The sequence below is a fragment of the Pseudidiomarina atlantica genome (assembly GCF_000753735.1).
GTDB lineage: Bacteria > Pseudomonadota > Gammaproteobacteria > Enterobacterales > Alteromonadaceae > Pseudidiomarina > Pseudidiomarina atlantica.
The window spans coordinates 183,514-201,772 of the sequence record NZ_JPIN01000007.1 but is presented as its reverse complement, the minus strand read 5'-3'; the positions used below and the strand labels follow the sequence as shown (position 1 = coordinate 201,772).

The window sequence follows — 18,259 nt, the reverse complement described above, 5'->3', positions numbered from 1 at the left end:
TGCAAATGGAACCACGCAAAATCTGATAATAACAATCTAAGGGGATGATACTGTGAACAAGTCTCAGTTAGTTGACAAAATTGCAGAGGGAGCAGAAATTTCTAAAGCTGCTGCAGGACGTGCTCTGGACTCTTTCATCGAAGCAGTAACTGATGCTTTGAAAAAAGGTGATTCAGTACAACTCGTCGGTTTTGGCACATTTGCAGTACGTGAGCGTTCAGCTCGCACTGGTCGTAACCCACAAACTGGCCAGACTATCCAAATCGCTGCAGCGAAAGTACCTTCTTTCAAAGCCGGTAAAGCACTGAAAGATTCAGTAAACTAATCACTGCGGAGCGGTAGTTCAGTTGGTTAGAATACCGGCCTGTCACGCCGGGGGTCGCGGGTTCGAGTCCCGTCCGTTCCGCCAGCGAATAGAGAAAGTAACCCGAAGCATGTCTTCGGGTTATTTTTTTTCCGCGTAATGAGATAAAATAGCGCGCGGTAAAAAACAGAACATTTTGAGGTTAATGAAATTATGTTGGACAGGATTCGTGAAGGGTCACAGAGCCTCTGGGTCAAGGTGTTCCTTGTACTCATCGCGCTGACGTTCGCTTTAGCAGGGATTGGTGGCTATATCGCAAACCAGCCTGAGCCGGCGGTGGCAGTGGTGAATGGCGAAGATATCACCCAAGTAGAGTTTGAGCGCGCAGTGGAAAGCGAACGTAACCGTCAGCAACAGCAATTGGGCGACTTTTACGAGCAGCTAGCACGCGACCCGCGTTATACACAGCGTATTCGCGCGCAAGTGGTCAATGACCTCATCAACCAAAAATTATTAGAGCAAGCTGCGCGTGATCGCGGTTTGCGCGCATCGCCGGAGCAAGTGAAAGCGGCAATTCGCGATATCTCAGGCTTCAAAGTTGCCGGTCAATTCGATAATGATTTGTACCTAACGACTTTGCGCAGCATGGGTTATACCCCAGATGGCTTTGCTGAACTGATTCGTCGTGACCTTATTACACAACAGTTAGTTCGTGGCATTGTGGGCAGCGAATTTGTGCTGCCAAGTGAAGTGGATAACACTCTGCAACTGCTGGGCCAAGAGCGTAGTGGCGCTTTCACGCAAATCGCTTGGGAAGACTATCGTGACCAAGTCGAGATTAGCGATGCCGATATCGAGACTTGGTATAATCAGAATTTGCAAAACTTTGCCGTGCCGGAACAAGTAAAGGTCGAGTATGTCCTTATTGACGGTGCTGAATTAGCTGAACAGCTCGAAGTTAGTGAAGAAGACGCACGTGCCTACTACGAAGGTAATTTATCGCGCTATGAAGATGCGCCGCGTTACCGCTTTTCGCACATCTTGATTGAGAGTGGTGATGATGCGGCTGCTGCTGAAGCGGAAGCAGAAGCTTTGCTGGCGGAAATTGAGCAAGGTGCCGATTTTGCTGAACTCGCGCAAGCTAACTCAGACGATATTTTCTCTGGTGAGCAGGGCGGTGATCTGGAATGGATCGAGCCGGGCACTATGGATGCGGATTTCGAAGAAGCGGCATTTGCGCTCGAAAATATCGGTGATATTACTGGTGTAGTTGAGACCAGCTTCGGTTATCACATCATTAAGCTGACGGACAAAGAAGAAGGCTCAGTCACGCCGTTTGAAGAAGTGCGTGCGGAGATTGCTGAGAACCTACGTGAACAGCAAGTACAGAACCGCTATTACGAGTTGCAACAAGAAGTCGCTAAGCTTGCTTTTGAAGTGCCTGATACTTTTTCGGCAGTGACAGAAGCAACTGGACTTACCGCACAAACCTCAGATTGGATTAGCGAAGGTTCAGCGCGTGGCGCCCTTGCAGCACCGGCGGTGGTACAAGAGGTATTCTCAAACGAAATGATCACCGATCGTTTCAACAGTGACATCATCGAAATCAGTGACACTGAATCGGTAGTCGTCCGCGTAGTCGATCATAAAGATGCGACTACCCAACCGCTGAGCGAAGTGACCGATCAAGTACGCCAAGCACTGACCGTCGAGCGTGCACAAGAACTAGCGTTGCAACGTGCTGATGCGATTGCCACAGCGGTTCGCTCTGGTGAGGCAACAGATGCGGAGTTCACTGAGGTTAGCAATGCTACTCGACAAAGTTCTGAGTATCCACGCATGGTGGTGCAGACCTTGTTCGGTATGGCAGCGCCAGCTGCAGACAGCAGTAATATCGACACTGTCACATTGGAAAATGGTGATATTGCGGTGGTGCGTCTTGACAGCGTCAGCGCAGGTCAGGTCGACGCGGAACAAAGCGTCCAGTTGCAAGAGCAGTTGCTGAATAATTACTCGCAGGAGGTATACAGCGCAGTGATTAACGCCTTGCGTGGCGATGCTGAGATTGAAATGTTGCTAAGCTCAAATAGCGACTCACTAGAGCCGTAATCTTACGCAGCAAGGAATCACGAAACCGCACTTAGGGTGACTTGAGTGCGGTTTTTTTATTGGCTTTTTACGAATCAAGTCTTTAAGCTGAAGCAATAATAAATCAGCGAGAAAACAATATGAAAGCGCGCACAAAATGGATCCTTCGTGGGGCTGGCTTGATTATTATTGTCTGGTTTGTAGTCGCTTACGTTCAGTCGCTTTACCAACAGCCCCCCAGTTATTTGGCCAGCGGTAATGGTCGTATTGAAGCGGTGGAAATGAATTTGTCGACGCCACGGCCTGGGCGCGTGCAAGATGTGTACGTAAGAGAAGGTGAATGGGTTGAGGCTGGGCAACTTTTAGCCGTGCTCGATACAGCGGCACTCACTGCGCAATTGCACCAAGCAGAGGCCCAACTGTTGCAAGCACAAAGTCAAGTTGCCGCTGCCCAGAGTCAAATCGCCTTGCGTGAAGCAGAACATCGCGCTGCGCAAGCGGTGCTACAACAACGCCAAGCAGAACTCGAGTTGGCCACAATTCGGTATCAGCGAGCGGAGCAACTTGCCCGTCAGGGTTCGGTATCGGCGCAAGAGCTTGATGACGCGCGTGCGGCCAAGTTAGGAGCGGAAGCTGCTATTGCGGCTACGCAAGCACAAATAGCTGCCGCTGATGCAGCTATCATCGCTGCACAAACGAACGTGCGAGGCAGTGAAGCATCAGTCGAAGCAGCACTTGCGAGTGTTGAAAGCATGCTAGTTGAGTTAGCTGAGAGTGAAATTCGTGCACCGCGGCCGGGGCGCGTGCAATTCATTATGGCGCGTCCGGGTGAAGTCATCGGTGCCGGCGGTCGCGTGTTAAATTTAATGGATGTAACGGATGTCTATATGACGTTCTTTTTGCCGACGGCAGTGGTTGGCAAACTGGCAATTGGCAGTGAGGCTCGGATTGTCTTAGATACAGCTCCAGATTACGTAATTCCAGCAACTATTTCGTTCATCGCTGATGAGGCACAATTCACACCCAAAACAGTGGAGACTGCGGCAGAGCGCGACAAATTAATGTTTCGTGTACGCGCGCAAATACCACGCGCGTTGCTTGAGCGTTATATTGAACACGTAAAAACAGGCTTACCAGGGGTGACGTACGTGCGCACCGATACCGCACAACCTTGGCCGGATCATCTACAACTGCTCGAACAGGTAGATGAGTAACTAAAGCATGAATACCGCGGCCGAGCTTGTCAATGTAAGCCATTTTTACGGTGACAAATGTGCCCTGAAGTCTATCACTTTGTCGGTGCCGGCGGCATCGACCACCGCAATTATTGGCCCTGATGGAGTCGGTAAATCAACGCTGCTTGGCTTGATTGCAGGCGCTAAAGTTCTGCAACAAGGAAGCATCAGTACACTGGGCGAAGACCTGAGTTTGGGTCCGGGGCGCCACCGCCTTTTCCAACGTGTAGCCTATATGCCGCAGGGGCTTGGCAAAAACTTGTATCCAGCATTATCAGTTTATGAAAATGTCGCTTTTTTCGCCGGCCTGTTCGCCCTACCAAAATCGGAACGAGTCGAGCGAATCGAGCAATTGTTGGCAGCAACAGGCTTACTTGATTTTGCGGAGCGACGGGCGGGGCAATTGTCGGGTGGGATGAAGCAAAAGTTAGGGCTATGCTGCGCGTTGATTCATGATCCTGACCTATTGTTGCTTGATGAGCCCACCACAGGCATAGATCCACTCTCGCGTCGTCAATTCTGGCGTTTGATTGAGCGCCTGCAGCAATTGCAGCCGCAATTGAGCGTCGTGGTTGCCACCGCTTCTATGAGCGAAGCGGCGCGCTTCGAACAGCTTGTGGTTATGCACAATGGTGAAATACTCGCCCATTGCAAACCTTTCGAATTATTAGACAAAACCGGTGCAGAGTCCCTCGAGCAAGCTTTTTTACAACTGTTACCGAACACCTATCAACTGCCAGCTGTGGCGACCGCTAGCCGAGCACAACCAGTCGACGAGATTGCCATTGAAGCGCGCTCGCTAACGAAGAAGTTTGGTGCTTTTACGGCCGTAGATACTATCGACCTGACGGTCAAACGGGGCGAAATATTTGGTTTTCTTGGCTCAAATGGCTGTGGCAAAACGACCACAATGAAAATGTTGACTGGATTACTGCCCGCGACCAGTGGTTCCGGTACCTTGCTGGGAGAACCTATTGCCGCAAGCAGCAGAGCGTCGCGATATAAAGTCGGCTACATGACCCAACAGTTCTCGCTATTTAACGAGTTAACAGTCGAACAAAATTTGCGCTTACATGCGCAGCTGTTTAAAGTGGCGAGCCACCAAGTCGCGGCACGAGTAAAGTGGGCGGCTGAACAATTTAACCTGAACGAACAGTTACACGAACTTCCACCGCAGTTGCCTTTAGGCGAAAGGCAACGCCTGAGTCTTGCTGTTGCCATGATTCATCGACCAGAAGTGCTGATACTCGACGAGCCCACTTCGGGAGTTGATCCAGTCGCGCGCGAATTGTTCTGGCAATTATTAATTGATCTAGCGCAGCAGCAACAGGTGACGATATTCATTTCAACCCATTATATGGAAGAGGCAACGCGTTGCGATCGCATCTCATTAATGCACGCTGGAAAAATTATCGTCACCGATACTCCCACAGCAATCATGGCGAAAGAAAATGCGGCATCACTTGATGATGCCTTTGTCCAGCTTCTGCAACGCGCGCAAACTGATAACGTGGCGCCAGTAGCCACAGAGCTATTACCGTCGGAATCGTCACAGCGAAGATCTCCATATTTTAGCTGGCGACGTTGCTGGAGTTATCTGCGGCGCGAAAGTATGGAGTTGTTAAGGGATCCCATTCGGCTGTGGATGGCTGCACTGGGCAGTGTGATTTTAATGACAGTGTTGGGTTATGGCATGAATATGGATGTAGAGGATTTGAGTTTTGCCGTGCTTGACTATGACCAGAGCCAGTTGAGTCATGATTACACGCATAGCATTGCGGCGAGCCGTTATTTTGCAGAACAATCACCGCTCATCAACGAGGCGGATATGGAACAGCGTCTGCGCAGTGGAGAAATAAGCTTGGCGTTAGAGCTTCCGTACGGTTTTGCTCGTGATGTGGAGAGTGGTCGAAGAGTTGAGATTGGCGCTTGGATTGATGGATCGCTACCGATGCGAGCGGAAACAGTACAAGGCTACGTTCAGGGTCTGCATCTGCACTGGTTGCAGCAACGCTATACACCTGAGCAAGACGCTCTCACAGCTGCCGCACGGATAGACACGCGTTATCGTTATAACCCAGAGGTGAAAAGTTTACCGGCGATGATGCCAGCGGTTATTCCACTGTTGTTGTTAATGTTTCCTGCCATTTTGACGTCGCTTGCGGTGGTTCGGGAGAAAGAACTGGGTTCGATTTTAAATTTTTATGTAACCCCAACTACACGGCTTGAATTTCTGCTGGGTAAATTAGTGCCTTATGTCGTGCTAGGGATGGTGAATTATGCAGTGTTATTGTTGTTGGCGGTTTATTTATTTGAGGTGCCGCTGACGGGTAGTTTAGCGGCTTTAACGCTGGCAAGTTTATTCTACGTTATCAATGCAGCCTTATTTGGCCTCATCATTTCGGCGTTTGTGCGCAGTCAAATAGCAGCTTTGTTCGCGACCACGCTAGCAACTATCGTCCCCGCCGCACAATTTTCAGGATTATTGACACCCGTGCCCTCACTTGAGGGAGCTGCACGATGGATTGGTGAGGTTTTTCCGGCAACCTACCATATTGTCGTCACGCGCGGCGTGTTTTCTAAAGGGATGTCGTTTACAGACGCGCTGCCAGCCATCGCGCCGCTCGTTATCGCTATACCGATCTTGTTAACAACTGCTGCGTTATTGCTGCGGAAACAGGAGCGTTGAAATGCGTTTGCGAACTGTAGCCATCTTAGGTTGGAAAGAACTGCAAACGATAGTACGTGATCCGATACTGCTATTGATTGTTGTGGTTGCTTTTAGCGTCTCGGTCTACACTGCCGCCTCGGCAATGCCTGATACCTTGCATAAAACACCCATTGCAGTCATTGATGATGACCAGTCACAACTGTCGCAAAGAATTGTTCAAGCCTTTCGTGAGCCTTACTTTTTGCCGCCAGAATCCGTCAGCTATCAACTTGCCGACCAACTCATGGATCAGGGGCGATACACTTTTATTGTGCACATACCAAGTCACTTTCAACGTGATTTTCTTGCCGGTAATGCCACCTCGATTCAGGTGTTAGTTGATGCTACTCGGATGACTCAGGCGTTCACCGGAAGTGGCTATTTGCAGGTAATGATTCAACAGGAGCTGCAAGCAGTGATGGGCACGACCGCATTGCCACCGATTGAGTTGAACTTGCGTTCACGCTTCAACCCTGAACTAAACGCGGGTTGGTTTTCAGCCGTTAATGAAGTGATTTCGCAAATCACTATGCTATCGATTATTTTAACCGGTGCCGCGTTATTACGTGAGCGCGAGCATGGCACAATCGAGCATTTATTGGTGATGCCGATTTCAGCAATGGAGATCATGGCGGCAAAGGTCTGGTCGATGGCGCTGGTCGTCATGATCGCTGCGCTGGCATCGCTGGTATTAGTGGTGCAAACAGCATTAGAGATACCACTAGCGGGATCATTAAGCGTTTTTACCTTAGCCTTGGTATTACACCTTTTCGCGACCACTTCCTTAGGAATATTCCTGGCGTCTTTTGCGCGCTCAATGCCGCAGTTTGGCTTGTTACTTATGCTCGTTATTTTGCCGATGGAAATTCTATCCGGTGGCATGACGCCGCGAGAAAGTTTACCTCCAGTAGTTTATTACCTGATGAGTGCAGCGCCAACAACGCACTTTATCGAAGCTAGCCAAGCCATCTTGTTCCGTGGTGCTGGTCTGAGCCTAGTAACGCCGCAAATTATTGCTTTAGCCATAATTGGAACGTTATTTTTTGCAATTGCGCATGCACGCTTTCGGCGCGCCTTAACTTACTGGCAATAGCCTCTTAACTCGACGGTGGATACAATTGTGGCAGCTGCTGGCTTGGTGCCTTTTTCGGTGTTTGCTTGAGCGCATCTTGCAGAGCTTTCCACAAGGCTTTGCCTTGTTGCCAGTCATTAGCGCTGGCCGCGTAGCGGCATTGTTGCAGATGCAACAGTTGGCGGCGCAATTCGACGTGACCTAGGCTGTCAGCAATACTACTTAATTGGGCACTACGCAGCCCTAACGCGCGTTGTGCCCAACGTTTCAGCAATTGTTCGGTAGCAGCACTGTCGTTGGCTAAACAGGCTTTACGGAGGCTATGAAGGCTGCTTTGCGCATCGACTTCGGGTGGTTTAGCTAATGCATCCGCAACTGTCGCGCGACGCCCACGGCGCCATCCCCAAATTAAAGTGAGTAACCAGAGGATTGCGATGCCACCTGCCCCTAGTTGCCACCAACGCAGTTGCTCATGGTCAACAAGCTCTTCAATCACCGTAGGCGTTGTCTCAGATGCCGTTGCTTCAGCTGTCGGCTCGCGTACCGGCAATTCTGATAAGTCATTTGGCATTGCTCCAGCAGCGATACTAAAGGTTTGCGCCGGTGCTGTTGCGATGTCTGCTACGCGCATCTGAGTGTTAAACCAATCCACCTGTAGGCTCGGTATTTTAAGTTCGCCTGCTTGTGTTGGTAATACTGTAACCCGCAAGGTCTGCTGCGAAATTATCTTACCATTGCGCTGGTTGGATGCCGACTCAGGGCTTTCGGGATAGAGCGTAGCCCCTTCGATCGCTAGTTGTTGGACTAATTTGTTGAGGCGTGGCAATTGGTCAGGCAACGGCCCTACGGCTGTTAATCGATAAGTGAGCGTAATGGGCTCACCTTGCGTGTATTGTTGCTGAGTCGATTCTTGCTCGCTCCCCTCGTTGCCAACGCTTACTGACAAGCTGACGAGTTCAGCCGGCAGCCAATCGCTGTCAGAGGGCCAGTCCGCCGGCAAAGCTTCGACCGTTAGCGGAATATCTTGTGCAGCGGTGGTTAAGGCTTCGGTTGACGAGAATGACGGGAACATCGTACGTGAGCTGTTAGCGTTAATTTGTCCTTGAAACACTGGACCTTGAATTGTCTGTTCGCCTGAGCGCTGCGGAATGATCAGGTAGGTACGCGTGAACACCTGAAACTTCTTCCCATCGATAATCTCGGAAGTCTCGCTATCGCTGCCAACTTGGCGAATATCGGCATCTGCCAACTGCGGCGGAATGATATTACCGCTATGCAGGTTTGCAGCGAGGTAAAGCTTGGTGACTAGTTGCACTTGTTCTTGCACAAATACTCGGTCACGACTGATCTCTACCTGCATAAAAGCCTTACGCTGTGCATTGAGCTCAGCGTTGGCGCCCTCGGGCAACACTTCCAATTCGATACGGTTACTGTCGGTGCCTTCAATGGTAATCGGGCCAATCGTATATTTTTCGGCAGCGGAGGGAACCTGCAAAATAGTGTTGAAGGTGGTTTGTGCGCGCGTATTACCGTTAATGATTTGGGTGTTGCGACTACTAGAACTGCCCAATACACGAAAGTCGCTAAGAACATCTCGCGGACGCCATGCAGCATCACTCACCAGTTTATCTACAGTGACGGTGAGAATAATGGTGTCGCCAGCGGCAACAGGGTTTTTATCCACACTAATAGTGACATTGTTGGGGGCATCATTTTGCGCCACGGCACTAGGGACGGTCACCAGGGTGAACATCAGCACTAGTATCAGCTGGCGTACGACTTGCCAGCGCCTCGAGAAATTTTGCTGCAATAGGGCTACCACTGTTTTTCGACTCCTTGCGGTGGACTCTGGCGGTCCCGACGTTTTGCTTCTTCTAACATTTTGCGTTGCAACAGATAGGCCGGATTATCCTCAATGCGGTTCAACCACTGTTCTAACTGTTGGCGTTGCTCTTCACTAAGTTGTTCAGCAGGTGTCATTTGCGCCTGTTGCTCTTCACCTTCGCGATCATCTTGTGCGTTAGCTTCGTTGGACTCAGCCGCTTCGGCTTGACGTTGTTCTTCGCTCTGTTGTTGTTGGGGTTGTTCGCCAGCCTCTGGTTCCTGTTGCTGTTCACCGCTGCCGTCACTATTTTGCTCACCGCTTTGTTGCTGATCTTGCGGTGACTGCTCACCTTCTTGTTGCTCACCTTCTTGTTGCTCACCTTCACCTTGTTGCTGTTGTTGTTGCGCAGCAGCAAGTTGTTCGGCTAGCTCCAAGTTTTGCTCGGCTTGCTGCAGGTTAGGGTCGCGCCGCAATGCTTCACGGTAGACGTTAGCGGCTTCGTCATAGCGTTCCATTTTCATCAAGCTGTTGCCTTGATTGTAATAGCCCACAGCGCTGTCGACCTGCGAAAAGTCCTGTAAAGCTTGTTCGTATGCACCCCGTTTATAATTCGCGGTACCGCGCTGCAGCGGGTCGGTCGCAATTTGGGCCGCCCGTTCATAGTCTTCTTGCTGGATCGCAGCATCAGCCTGCTGATAAGGCGTTTGCCATAGCTGTTGGTGCCAAGCTAGGCCATCCTCTGAGGCTGCTGAGCTCGCTTGTTGTGCGTAAACCGGAGGCGTCAGCAGCGCACTACTCAATAGCCCCAACCCGGCAAGCAACAATAAGCCGCGGCGCGCACTAGGTAAGAATAACAGTAAGCTTGTGAGTAATAACCAAGGTCCCATGTCGTACCATGCATCACCACGCTGCTCGTCACTTTCGCTGCCATCACGCGACAGCGGTGGCAGCGAGGACAAGTATTCAAGGTCTTGTGCGTCTTGCCGCCACTGGACGAAGCGACCATTGCTGAGTTCAGCCAGGGTTTGTAAGCGTTCAGGTGTGAGTTTTGGCACTACCACGTCACCGCCACGATCGCGCAGTAGATTGCCATCGAGCAAACTAATAGGCGCGCCTTGCTCACTGCCGAGCGCCATAATAGCCAAGCGATGAGGGTGATTGCGGACAAAGTTAGTGAGTTCGGTTTGATCGCGCGTTTCGATACCATCGGTAAACCAATAAATGTCACCTTCGGCGTAGCCAGCTTCGCGTAAGAGCTGATCGGCAAGTTCCAAAGCACTTTGTGGATAGCTTCCCTGGACTGGCATGATTTCTGGGCTAAGGGCACGGATCAGATTACTCAAGCTGGCCGCATCACGAGTTAACGGACTAATGATAAAGGCATCGCCGGCATAGGCGATGAGTCCGGTTTCACCATCTAAATAGTCATTGGCAAGGCTCATCGCTTTAAACCGCATTTGTTCGAGGCGATTCGGGTTCAAGTCGGTGGCGCGCATCGACATCGATAGATCCATCACGATGACTTGCCCCGCGTTTAACTGATAAACCGGTTGTGGACGTTGCTCCCAAGTTGGGCCCGCGAGTGCGAATACAAGACATAGTAGCGCCAGTGGCAACGACCAACGCAAAGGTTGCCGCTGCTGCTTAGCTGATTTGAGCACCAAGCGCTCAGTTAAGTGTGGGGCGATGACTTCGTGCCAGCCACGACGCGCGCGACCCTGGTGCCAAAGTAGCCAACCAATAAGGAGCACGGGGATGACCCCTAGTAGCCACCATGGGCGCAGAAAATGAAACAGTTCGAGATGAAGCTCAAGCATCAGTTGCATACCTCGCGGTACGGCGTTGCCAGTGCTGGCGCAGCAGGCTGCTGAGCCAAATAAGGCTGAATACAGCGAACGCGGCGCCAGCAGGCCAGAAGAATAATTCACTGCGTGGTCGGCGTAATTGTTCGTCACCGCTTACAGGTTCATAAGCATCGAGGGTGCGATAAATTTCTTCCAACTCTTCAGTACTACGCGCACGGAAATATTCACCGCCGGTTGCTTCAGCCATGCCACGTAACATGTCTTCATCGAGGTCGCGGCTAGGATTGACGCGGCGCTTGCCAAAAAAGCTATCGACAATGACCTCGTCGGCACCCACGCCAATGGAGTAAATTTTAACATCGTAGTAAGCGGCCAACTGGGTCGCTTGTTCGGGTGAAACATTACCGGCGGTATTCTGCCCATCGGTCAATAGGATAAGGATACGATTGGTGTTTTCATTATCACGAAAACGTTTCACTGCGAGTGCAACGGCATCACCGATCGCTGTGCGTTCACCGATTAGACGCAATTGTGCTTCTTCCAGTAATTGCCGCACGCTGCGCAAGTCATAGGTAATAGGTGCTTGCGCATAGGCGGTGTCGGCAAACAATATGAGGCCCATTTTGTCGCCCTGACGGCGCTCTATGAAATCACTCACCACATGTTTCACCATGGTCAGCCGATTTACTTCTCGTCCTTCAATCTGCATATCGGCGATTTCCATACTGCCGGATAAGTCGACAGCCAGCACCATTTCCCGTGCTTCACTGCGCACTTGAACCGGTTCCCCGAGCCATTGCGGGCGTGTAACGGCGAGCACTAATAGCGTCCAAGCGAGCAGGCTAAGTAACACTAGCCAAGATCGCTTCTTTGCTGGCTCGGGTTGCTGGCTACTTTGCTGTAATTTGGGCATTTGCAATAACGAAAACTGCCGTTGTTTGCGTTTACGCACCAGATAGAGTCCAGGCGCTAACAACCACAACAGACCTAACCAAGGCCACGCGAACTCAATCATGGCTAGCCTCCCTTAAGGCCTGCTTGTTAGGCGGCAATGCATGCTTGAGCCAGTGTTTGACGAACTGGTAATAACGCTGTTGCAGCGCGCCATAGGGTTGCGTAGTTTGTCGCGAGGGATCTTGATAGGCTTGCGCGGCGATTTCATCGAGCAGCTCGCTGTAGCGTGCCTGTGCTGAATTTGATAGTTGTTGCAGTAAAAACGCATGCCATTTCGCGGTGGGCAAGCTTACTAATGCGTGATTGGGAAAATACGCTTGGGTTGTTTGTTTCAACAAGTGTGTCAGCTCTGCAATTGAGGCGGTTGCCGTTAACTGCTGTAGTTGTCGCAGCGCTGCTCGCTGCATCCGGCGTTCTTGGTACCGGCGATAAAGCAACCAACTGGTCACCAACACAAGGGTTAGTGCGGTCGCAGCTAGCGCATACCAGCCGGGCGCTAATGGCCACCAACTAGCTGCTGGGGCCGCAATGATATCTTGCATATCTTGCAGGCGTGGATCTATTGGCGTCATACCATGACCTCTGGCCATTGATTTTCGAGCGCCTCTGCGGCACTGAAAACCCGCAACGGGGTACCTAGTTGTTGCGCTAATTTGAGCACGCGTTGCTGTTGTTGCTGAGCACGCTCTGCGTAAAGAGCTCGTGATGCCCGGTCACCGGCTGCAAAGAAAAGTTGTTGTGCCGCATCATCAGGCTTTCCTTGGTGAGCAACAAGGGCTACATCCTGTTGGTCTAACTCGCGCGGTAGGGCATGATCAAGTGGGTCGGTACATTGTAGTAAGTTCACCGTGCAGTGGCGTTGAAGCGTTTGTATGAGCAGTTCCGTGGCTTCGCTGAGCTCACTCCAATCGCTGATGATGTTGACGATAGTGCCGGGTTTCGCCACTTGACGCGCGCGCTGCATCAGTTGTTCGAGCACATTCACTGCCGGTGGATGTTGACTATTGAGCGCTTGATTTTGCATTTCGACTAAGCCATGTATGACCCGCAGCACACCTTGTTGACGACCTTGTGGACGAATCTCCATGTGGCGCTCGGCATGACCGAGCAGGGCACCCACCCGATCGCCGCGCTGACTCGCTTGCCAAGCAAGAGCAGCCGCTAAGTGACAAGCTTGTACGCTTTTTAACAACAACTGGCTGCCAAACTGTAGTGAGGCGCTGAAATCCACCAACATGACGACGGGACGTTCGCGTTCTTCGCGAAATAATTTGGTGTGCGCCTGTCCGGTGCGAGCCGTCACGCGCCAGTCGATCGCTCGTACGTCGTCACCCGCCTGATAATGGCGAACTTCGTCAAACTCCATCCCGCGCCCGCGGGTTTTGCTCAGCAAGGCTCCCGTTTGATTTTTGGGTGGGTGTAATTGGCGGTGACGCGCAAACGCCGCGACTTTGCTGCGATAATACATGAGCTCAGCAGCAGTCACTTCAATGCCATTGCTGTGCCATTGTTGGAGCCATGGATTGCTATTGCTCATAGGAACCATTACTTAGGGGGTTGCGACATGTTGCAGCAGCAATTCAAGCACGCGATCAGCGGTCACGCCATCAGCCTCAGCTTGGTAACTTAGAATAATGCGGTGACGCATGACATGTGGATAAACAGCTTGAATATCGTCAGGTGTCACGAAGTCGCGACCAGCCAACCAAGCTTTTGCACGTGCACAGCGATCTAAGGCAATGGTGGCGCGCGGGCTCCCTCCATAACTCAACCAACTGGCGAGTTCGCTATCATAAAACTCAGGTCGCCGCGTCGCTATGACCAACTGAACCAGGTAATTTTCGACATTTTCATCCATGAAAATTTCCAGCACATCTTTGCGTGCGGCAAAAATCGCCTCCTGCGTTAATGGTTCAGGCATATCGACTTCACCATGCAATTCTTCGCCGCGGGTAAGACGCAAAATATCTAATTCGGTATCTGCGGCAGGGTAATCGAGGTTAAGTTGCATCAAAAAGCGGTCAAGCTGGGCTTCAGGTAGCGGGTAGGTACCTTCTTGCTCGAGCGGGTTTTGTGTCGCTAACACCATAAACAACGCTGGCAACGGATAAGTTGTCTGTCCCACGGTGATTTGCCGCTCAGCCATGGCTTCTAGTAATGCAGATTGTACTTTTGCTGGAGCGCGGTTGATTTCGTCCGCAAGAATCACGTTATGGAACAGGGGGCCCTGTTGAAACACGAATTGTCCCGTTTCGGGACGATAAATATCAGTACCGGTAAGGTCGGCTGGTAACAAGTCAGGGGTGAATTGAATGCGATGAAAATCACCTTCAATGCCTTTGGCGAGTGCATTTACCGCACGTGTCTTGGCCAACCCTGGGGGACCCTCAACAAGTAAGTGACCGTCTGCAAGGACTGCTATCAATAGGCTTTCGGTAAATTCCGGTTGGCCTAGGACTTGGCTATCTAGGTAATCGCGCAGGTGCTGAAACTGTGCTGCCGACATCTTAACCTCTTGGTTCGTGTGGAATGTGTATACTGTACTGTATATGCACTTTAACGAAAACAAGAGTTTAATTCTCGGGCTGAAACGGCTAAAATTTGTATCAAAACATGAGGTCTGACCAGATAAGCGTTGGACTCTAAATAGCGACAGAGGCAGTTAACTATGACTTCACGTCAACAATTGAAGACGGCAAGTGGTGACCGCATTGCGGTGGTTGCAGGTTTGCGCACGCCGTTTGCGAAGCAAGCAAGCTATTTTCACGGCGTGCCCGCATTAGATTTGGGCAAAATGGTGGTGCAAGAGCTGCTCAACCGATACGGCCTAGAAGGCAAAGAAATCGAACAAATCGTCTTTGGCCAGGTGGTGCAAATGCCGGCAGCGCCGAACATTGCACGTGAAATTGTGTTGGGTACAAGTCTGCCGGTAGCAACCGATGCTTACAGTATCTCACGTGCCTGCGCGACCAGTTTTCAGGCTACTGCAAACATCGTCGAGGCAATGATTGCGGGTAATATTAGCTGCGGTATTGCGGGCGGCGCGGATTCATCGTCGGTATTGCCGGTGCAGGTATCGCGCAAGCTTGCGCATGCCTTAGTGGATTTGAATAAGGCGCGCAGTCTGGGACAGCGTCTTGCGATTCTCAAACGACTCAGCTTTAAAGACTTGTTGCCAGTGCCGCCAGCCGTTGCAGAATACAGCACCGGTTTGACCATGGGCGATACCGCCGAGCAAATGGCGAAGAGCCACAGCATTGCTCGCGCTGACCAAGACGCGCTGGCGCATCGCTCGCACAGTCTTGCTCACGAGGCATGGGAAGCTGGCAAGCTTGATGCTGAAGTGATGACCGCATATGCCGAACCTTACAAAGATTTCTTGCGCCGTGATAACACCATTCGCAGCGACAGCAAGCTCGAGGGCTACGCCAAGTTGAAACCAGTGTTTGATCGCAAGCACGGCACTGTTACCGCAGCGAATAGTACACCGCTTACCGACGGCGCTGCAGCGGTGTTATTGATGACGGAAAGTAAAGCGAAAGCACTCGGCTACGATATCCTTGGTTATATCAAGAGTTATGCATTTACCGCCATCGGTGTCGAAAAAGACATGTTGATGGGGCCGTCTTACGCTACGCCGTTGGCATTAGATCGTGCCGGTATGAAGCTTAGCGATCTGGATCTTATCGATATGCATGAAGCCTTTGCCGCGCAAACCTTAGCGAACGTGAAGATGTTTGCCAGTAAAACCTTTGCCGAGCAAGAGTTGGGGCGCAGCGAAGCGATTGGCGAAATTGATATGGACAAATTCAATGTACTCGGTGGTTCAATTGCTTACGGTCATCCGTTTGCAGCAACAGGCGCGCGCATGATTACGCAAACCCTAAATGAACTGCGCCGCCGTGGTGGTGGCACTGCGCTGACAACTGCTTGCGCGGCGGGTGGTCTCGGTACAGCTATGATTTTGGAGGCAGAATAATGAATGACTCGCAACGCGCATTTACTTTAGAAACTCGCGAAGATGGCATCGCTGTCATTCATATTGACGTGCCTGGCGAATCAATGAACACCTTAAAGGCTAGTTTCGCCGATGAAGTGAGCAAGGTTTTAGCCCAGCTCGAACAAGAAAAAGATCTGAAAGGCGTGGTGGTAATCAGCGACAAACCCGGATCGTTCGTTGCTGGCGCAGATATCAGCATGATCGATGCTTGTGAGACAGCAGCTGATACAGAAAGCTTAGCGCGCCAAGGGCAGGCGATGTTTGATCGCATCGAGCAACTCAAAGTGCCGGTAGTAGCTGCCATTGATGGCGCCTGTCTTGGTGGCGGCTTAGAGTTAGCAATGGCGTGTCATTATCGTGTCTGTACCGATAGTGACAAGACCGTGATTGGCTTACCAGAAGTACAGCTTGGCTTATTACCGGGCTCAGGTGGCACGCAACGTTTGCCGCGCTTGATCGGCATTCAAAAGGCTTTGCCGTTGATTTTAACCGGTAAGCAGCTACGCCCAAAACAAGCCAAGAAACTCGGCATTGTTGATGATGTGGTACCGGCCAGTATCTTGCTTGAAGCAGCAGTTAAACAAGCTCTAGCGGGTAAAGCGCGCGTACGCAAAGCGAAGCTATCGACGCTTGAGAAAGCGCTGGAAAAGACCAGTTTTGGTCGCGGCATTATATTCAAAAAGGCGCGTGAACAGGCGCAGGCAAAAGCCAAAGGCAATTATCCAGCGCTGGATAAAATTATCGATACTATTGCCTTCGGAGCTGATCACGGTTTCCAAGAGGGACTCGCTTACGAGGCCAAGCAGTTTGGTGCGCTGGCGATGACTCCTGAGTCGAAGCAACTACGCAATATCTTTTTTGCCACCACCGCGATGAAAAAAGAGACTGGAGCCGGCGACACTCAGCCAGCAAAAGTTCATCGAGTTGGTGTGCTCGGCGGTGGCTTAATGGGTGGTGGTATTGCTTATGTGACCGCAGTCAAAGCCGGAATTCCAGCGCGTATAAAGGATATCGCAGAGCAAGGTATTGTGCATGCCATGCGTTACAGCTATGACTTGTTGAACAAGAAAGTGAAACGCAAGCACATGCCACGTGCGGAGCTTGAGAAAACTATGTTACGGCTGAGCGGTACGCTCGATTATAGTGGTTTCGAACGCGTTGATATGGTGATTGAAGCGGTATTTGAAGATCTCGAATTGAAGCAGAAAATGGTCGCTGACATCGAAGCCGTAGCTAAACCAGAAACGATTTTTGCAACCAATACCTCAAGTTTGCCCATTACGCAAATCGCGGCAAAGGCAGAGCGCCCGGAGAATGTCATCGGACTTCATTACTTTTCGCCGGTTGATAAAATGCCATTGGCAGAAATCATTACCCATGAGAAAACTTCAGATGCGACCATTGCCACCACAGTTGCATTGGCCAAACGTCAGGGCAAAACTCCGATTGTCGTCAAAGATGGCGCAGGCTTTTATGTGAACAGGATTTTAGCGCCGTACATGAACGAAGCCGCGCGCTTAGTGCTAGGTGGTGAACCTATCGATGTGGTCGACAAAGCCTTGGTCAAGTTCGGTTTTCCAGTAGGGCCGATGAAACTGATGGACGAAGTGGGGATTGATGTGGCATCGAAAGTGGCTCCGATCATGGCGAATGAGCTGGGTGATCGGTTCCGCGCGCCGGATGCTTTCGGCAAATTGTTAGATGACGGTCGTAAAGGCAAGAAAAATAAGAAAGGCTTCTATGACTACCAAGGCAAAAAGCCCGGCAAAGAGGTCGATAGTAGCGTATATCAATTGCTCGGTGTGCAACCGCAAGCTCAATTAACCGGCGCTGAAATTGCACAACGAACGGTATTCTTGATGCTCAACGAGGCTGTTTACTGTCTTGCTGAAGGTATCATTCGCAGTCCGCGTGATGGTGACATCGGTGCTATTTTCGGCATCGGCTTCCCACCGTTCCGTGGTGGCCCCTTCCGATATGTGGATAGCCTTGGTTGCGCCGAAGTCGTAGGGCAGTTACGTGCGTACGCCAAACAGCATGGCGACCGTTATGAACCAGCACCGCTGCTGGTGGATATGGCAAATGCTGGGAAAAAGTTCTACCCTGAAGATTAAGTGTTGAATGAGGAGCGGCGGTTCACCGTCGCTCGTTGTTAGATTGGAGGTTGTCGTTGTGTTCATTGCGCTGTGTTGTATGTTGTCTGCGCTATTGCTGTATATTCAAGCTTTAAAAAACGCTATGGGAGCCAAGCGCTGGGGCGCTGCAG

The 18,259-nt window shown here is 51.1% G+C and carries 13 protein-coding genes and 1 tRNA gene; 8 read left to right on the top strand and 6 right to left on the bottom strand.

The annotated features are described in order from the left end of the window. Positions 1-52: 52 nt before the first annotated feature. The 6 genes from hupB (at position 53) to IDAT_RS08150 (ending at position 7,430) form a co-directional block, all read left to right on the top strand. Positions 53-325, top strand: coding sequence for a nucleoid-associated protein HU-beta (gene hupB / locus IDAT_RS08175; RefSeq protein WP_034732659.1), 273 nt, complete (start codon positions 53-55; stop codon positions 323-325). Positions 326-332: 7 nt separating this feature from the next. Continuing rightward, a tRNA-Asp gene (locus IDAT_RS08170) sits at positions 333-409 on the top strand. Positions 410-517: 108 nt separating this feature from the next. Next, positions 518-2,413: a SurA N-terminal domain-containing protein gene (locus IDAT_RS08165; protein WP_034732657.1), complete on the top strand. Its 1,896-nt coding sequence runs from the start codon at positions 518-520 to the stop codon at positions 2,411-2,413. A 119-nt stretch (positions 2,414-2,532) separates the two neighbouring features. Then, on the top strand, positions 2,533-3,606 hold the full coding sequence (locus IDAT_RS08160; RefSeq protein ID WP_034732656.1) for an HlyD family secretion protein: 1,074 nt from the start codon (positions 2,533-2,535) through the stop codon (positions 3,604-3,606). A gap of 7 nt (positions 3,607-3,613) precedes the next feature. After that, a complete protein-coding gene (gene rbbA, locus IDAT_RS08155) occupies positions 3,614-6,316 on the top strand; it encodes a ribosome-associated ATPase/putative transporter RbbA (RefSeq protein WP_034732654.1) in 2,703 nt (900 codons plus the stop codon). Position 6,317: 1 nt separating this feature from the next. Continuing rightward, positions 6,318-7,430: an ABC transporter permease gene (locus IDAT_RS08150; protein WP_034732652.1), complete on the top strand. Its 1,113-nt coding sequence runs from the start codon at positions 6,318-6,320 to the stop codon at positions 7,428-7,430. Between the two features lie 4 nt (positions 7,431-7,434). Here the strand turns inward: IDAT_RS08150 and IDAT_RS08145 are convergent, their stop codons facing one another. The 6 genes from IDAT_RS08145 to IDAT_RS08120 form a co-directional block, all read right to left on the bottom strand. Next, positions 7,435-9,231, bottom strand: coding sequence for a BatD family protein (locus IDAT_RS08145; protein WP_034732649.1), 1,797 nt, complete (start codon positions 9,229-9,231; stop codon positions 7,435-7,437). Next, positions 9,225-10,748 carry a vWA domain-containing protein gene (locus IDAT_RS08140; RefSeq protein WP_280113584.1) on the bottom strand — a complete coding sequence of 508 codons (1,524 nt, stop codon included), beginning with the start codon at positions 10,746-10,748 and terminating at the stop codon, positions 9,225-9,227. The genes IDAT_RS08145 and IDAT_RS08140 overlap by 7 nt, the downstream gene beginning before the upstream one ends. A gap of 295 nt (positions 10,749-11,043) precedes the next feature. Continuing rightward, complete coding sequence (locus IDAT_RS13495) at positions 11,044-12,054, bottom strand: vWA domain-containing protein (protein WP_034732645.1); 1,011 nt, start codon at positions 12,052-12,054, stop codon at positions 11,044-11,046. After that, entirely contained in the window at positions 12,047-12,565 is a 519-nt protein-coding gene (locus IDAT_RS08130) for a DUF4381 domain-containing protein (protein WP_034732643.1), read from the bottom strand. The genes IDAT_RS13495 and IDAT_RS08130 overlap by 8 nt, the downstream gene beginning before the upstream one ends. Next, entirely contained in the window at positions 12,562-13,530 is a 969-nt protein-coding gene (locus tag IDAT_RS08125) for a DUF58 domain-containing protein (protein WP_051986662.1), read from the bottom strand. Before IDAT_RS08125 ends, IDAT_RS08130 begins: the two co-directional genes overlap by 4 nt. A 12-nt stretch (positions 13,531-13,542) precedes the next feature. Further along, complete coding sequence (locus tag IDAT_RS08120) at positions 13,543-14,499, bottom strand: AAA family ATPase (RefSeq protein WP_034732639.1); 957 nt, start codon at positions 14,497-14,499, stop codon at positions 13,543-13,545. A gap of 162 nt (positions 14,500-14,661) precedes the next feature. Here IDAT_RS08120 and fadI point away from each other — a divergent pair, with 162 nt between their 5' ends. Both fadI and fadJ read left to right on the top strand, forming a co-directional pair. Continuing rightward, complete coding sequence (fadI, locus tag IDAT_RS08115) at positions 14,662-15,972, top strand: acetyl-CoA C-acyltransferase FadI (protein ID WP_034732637.1); 1,311 nt, start codon at positions 14,662-14,664, stop codon at positions 15,970-15,972. Then, a complete protein-coding gene (gene fadJ, locus IDAT_RS08110) occupies positions 15,972-18,107 on the top strand; it encodes a fatty acid oxidation complex subunit alpha FadJ (protein ID WP_034732635.1) in 2,136 nt (711 codons plus the stop codon). The genes fadI and fadJ overlap by 1 nt, the downstream gene beginning before the upstream one ends. The last annotated feature ends 152 nt before the right edge of the window (positions 18,108-18,259 follow it).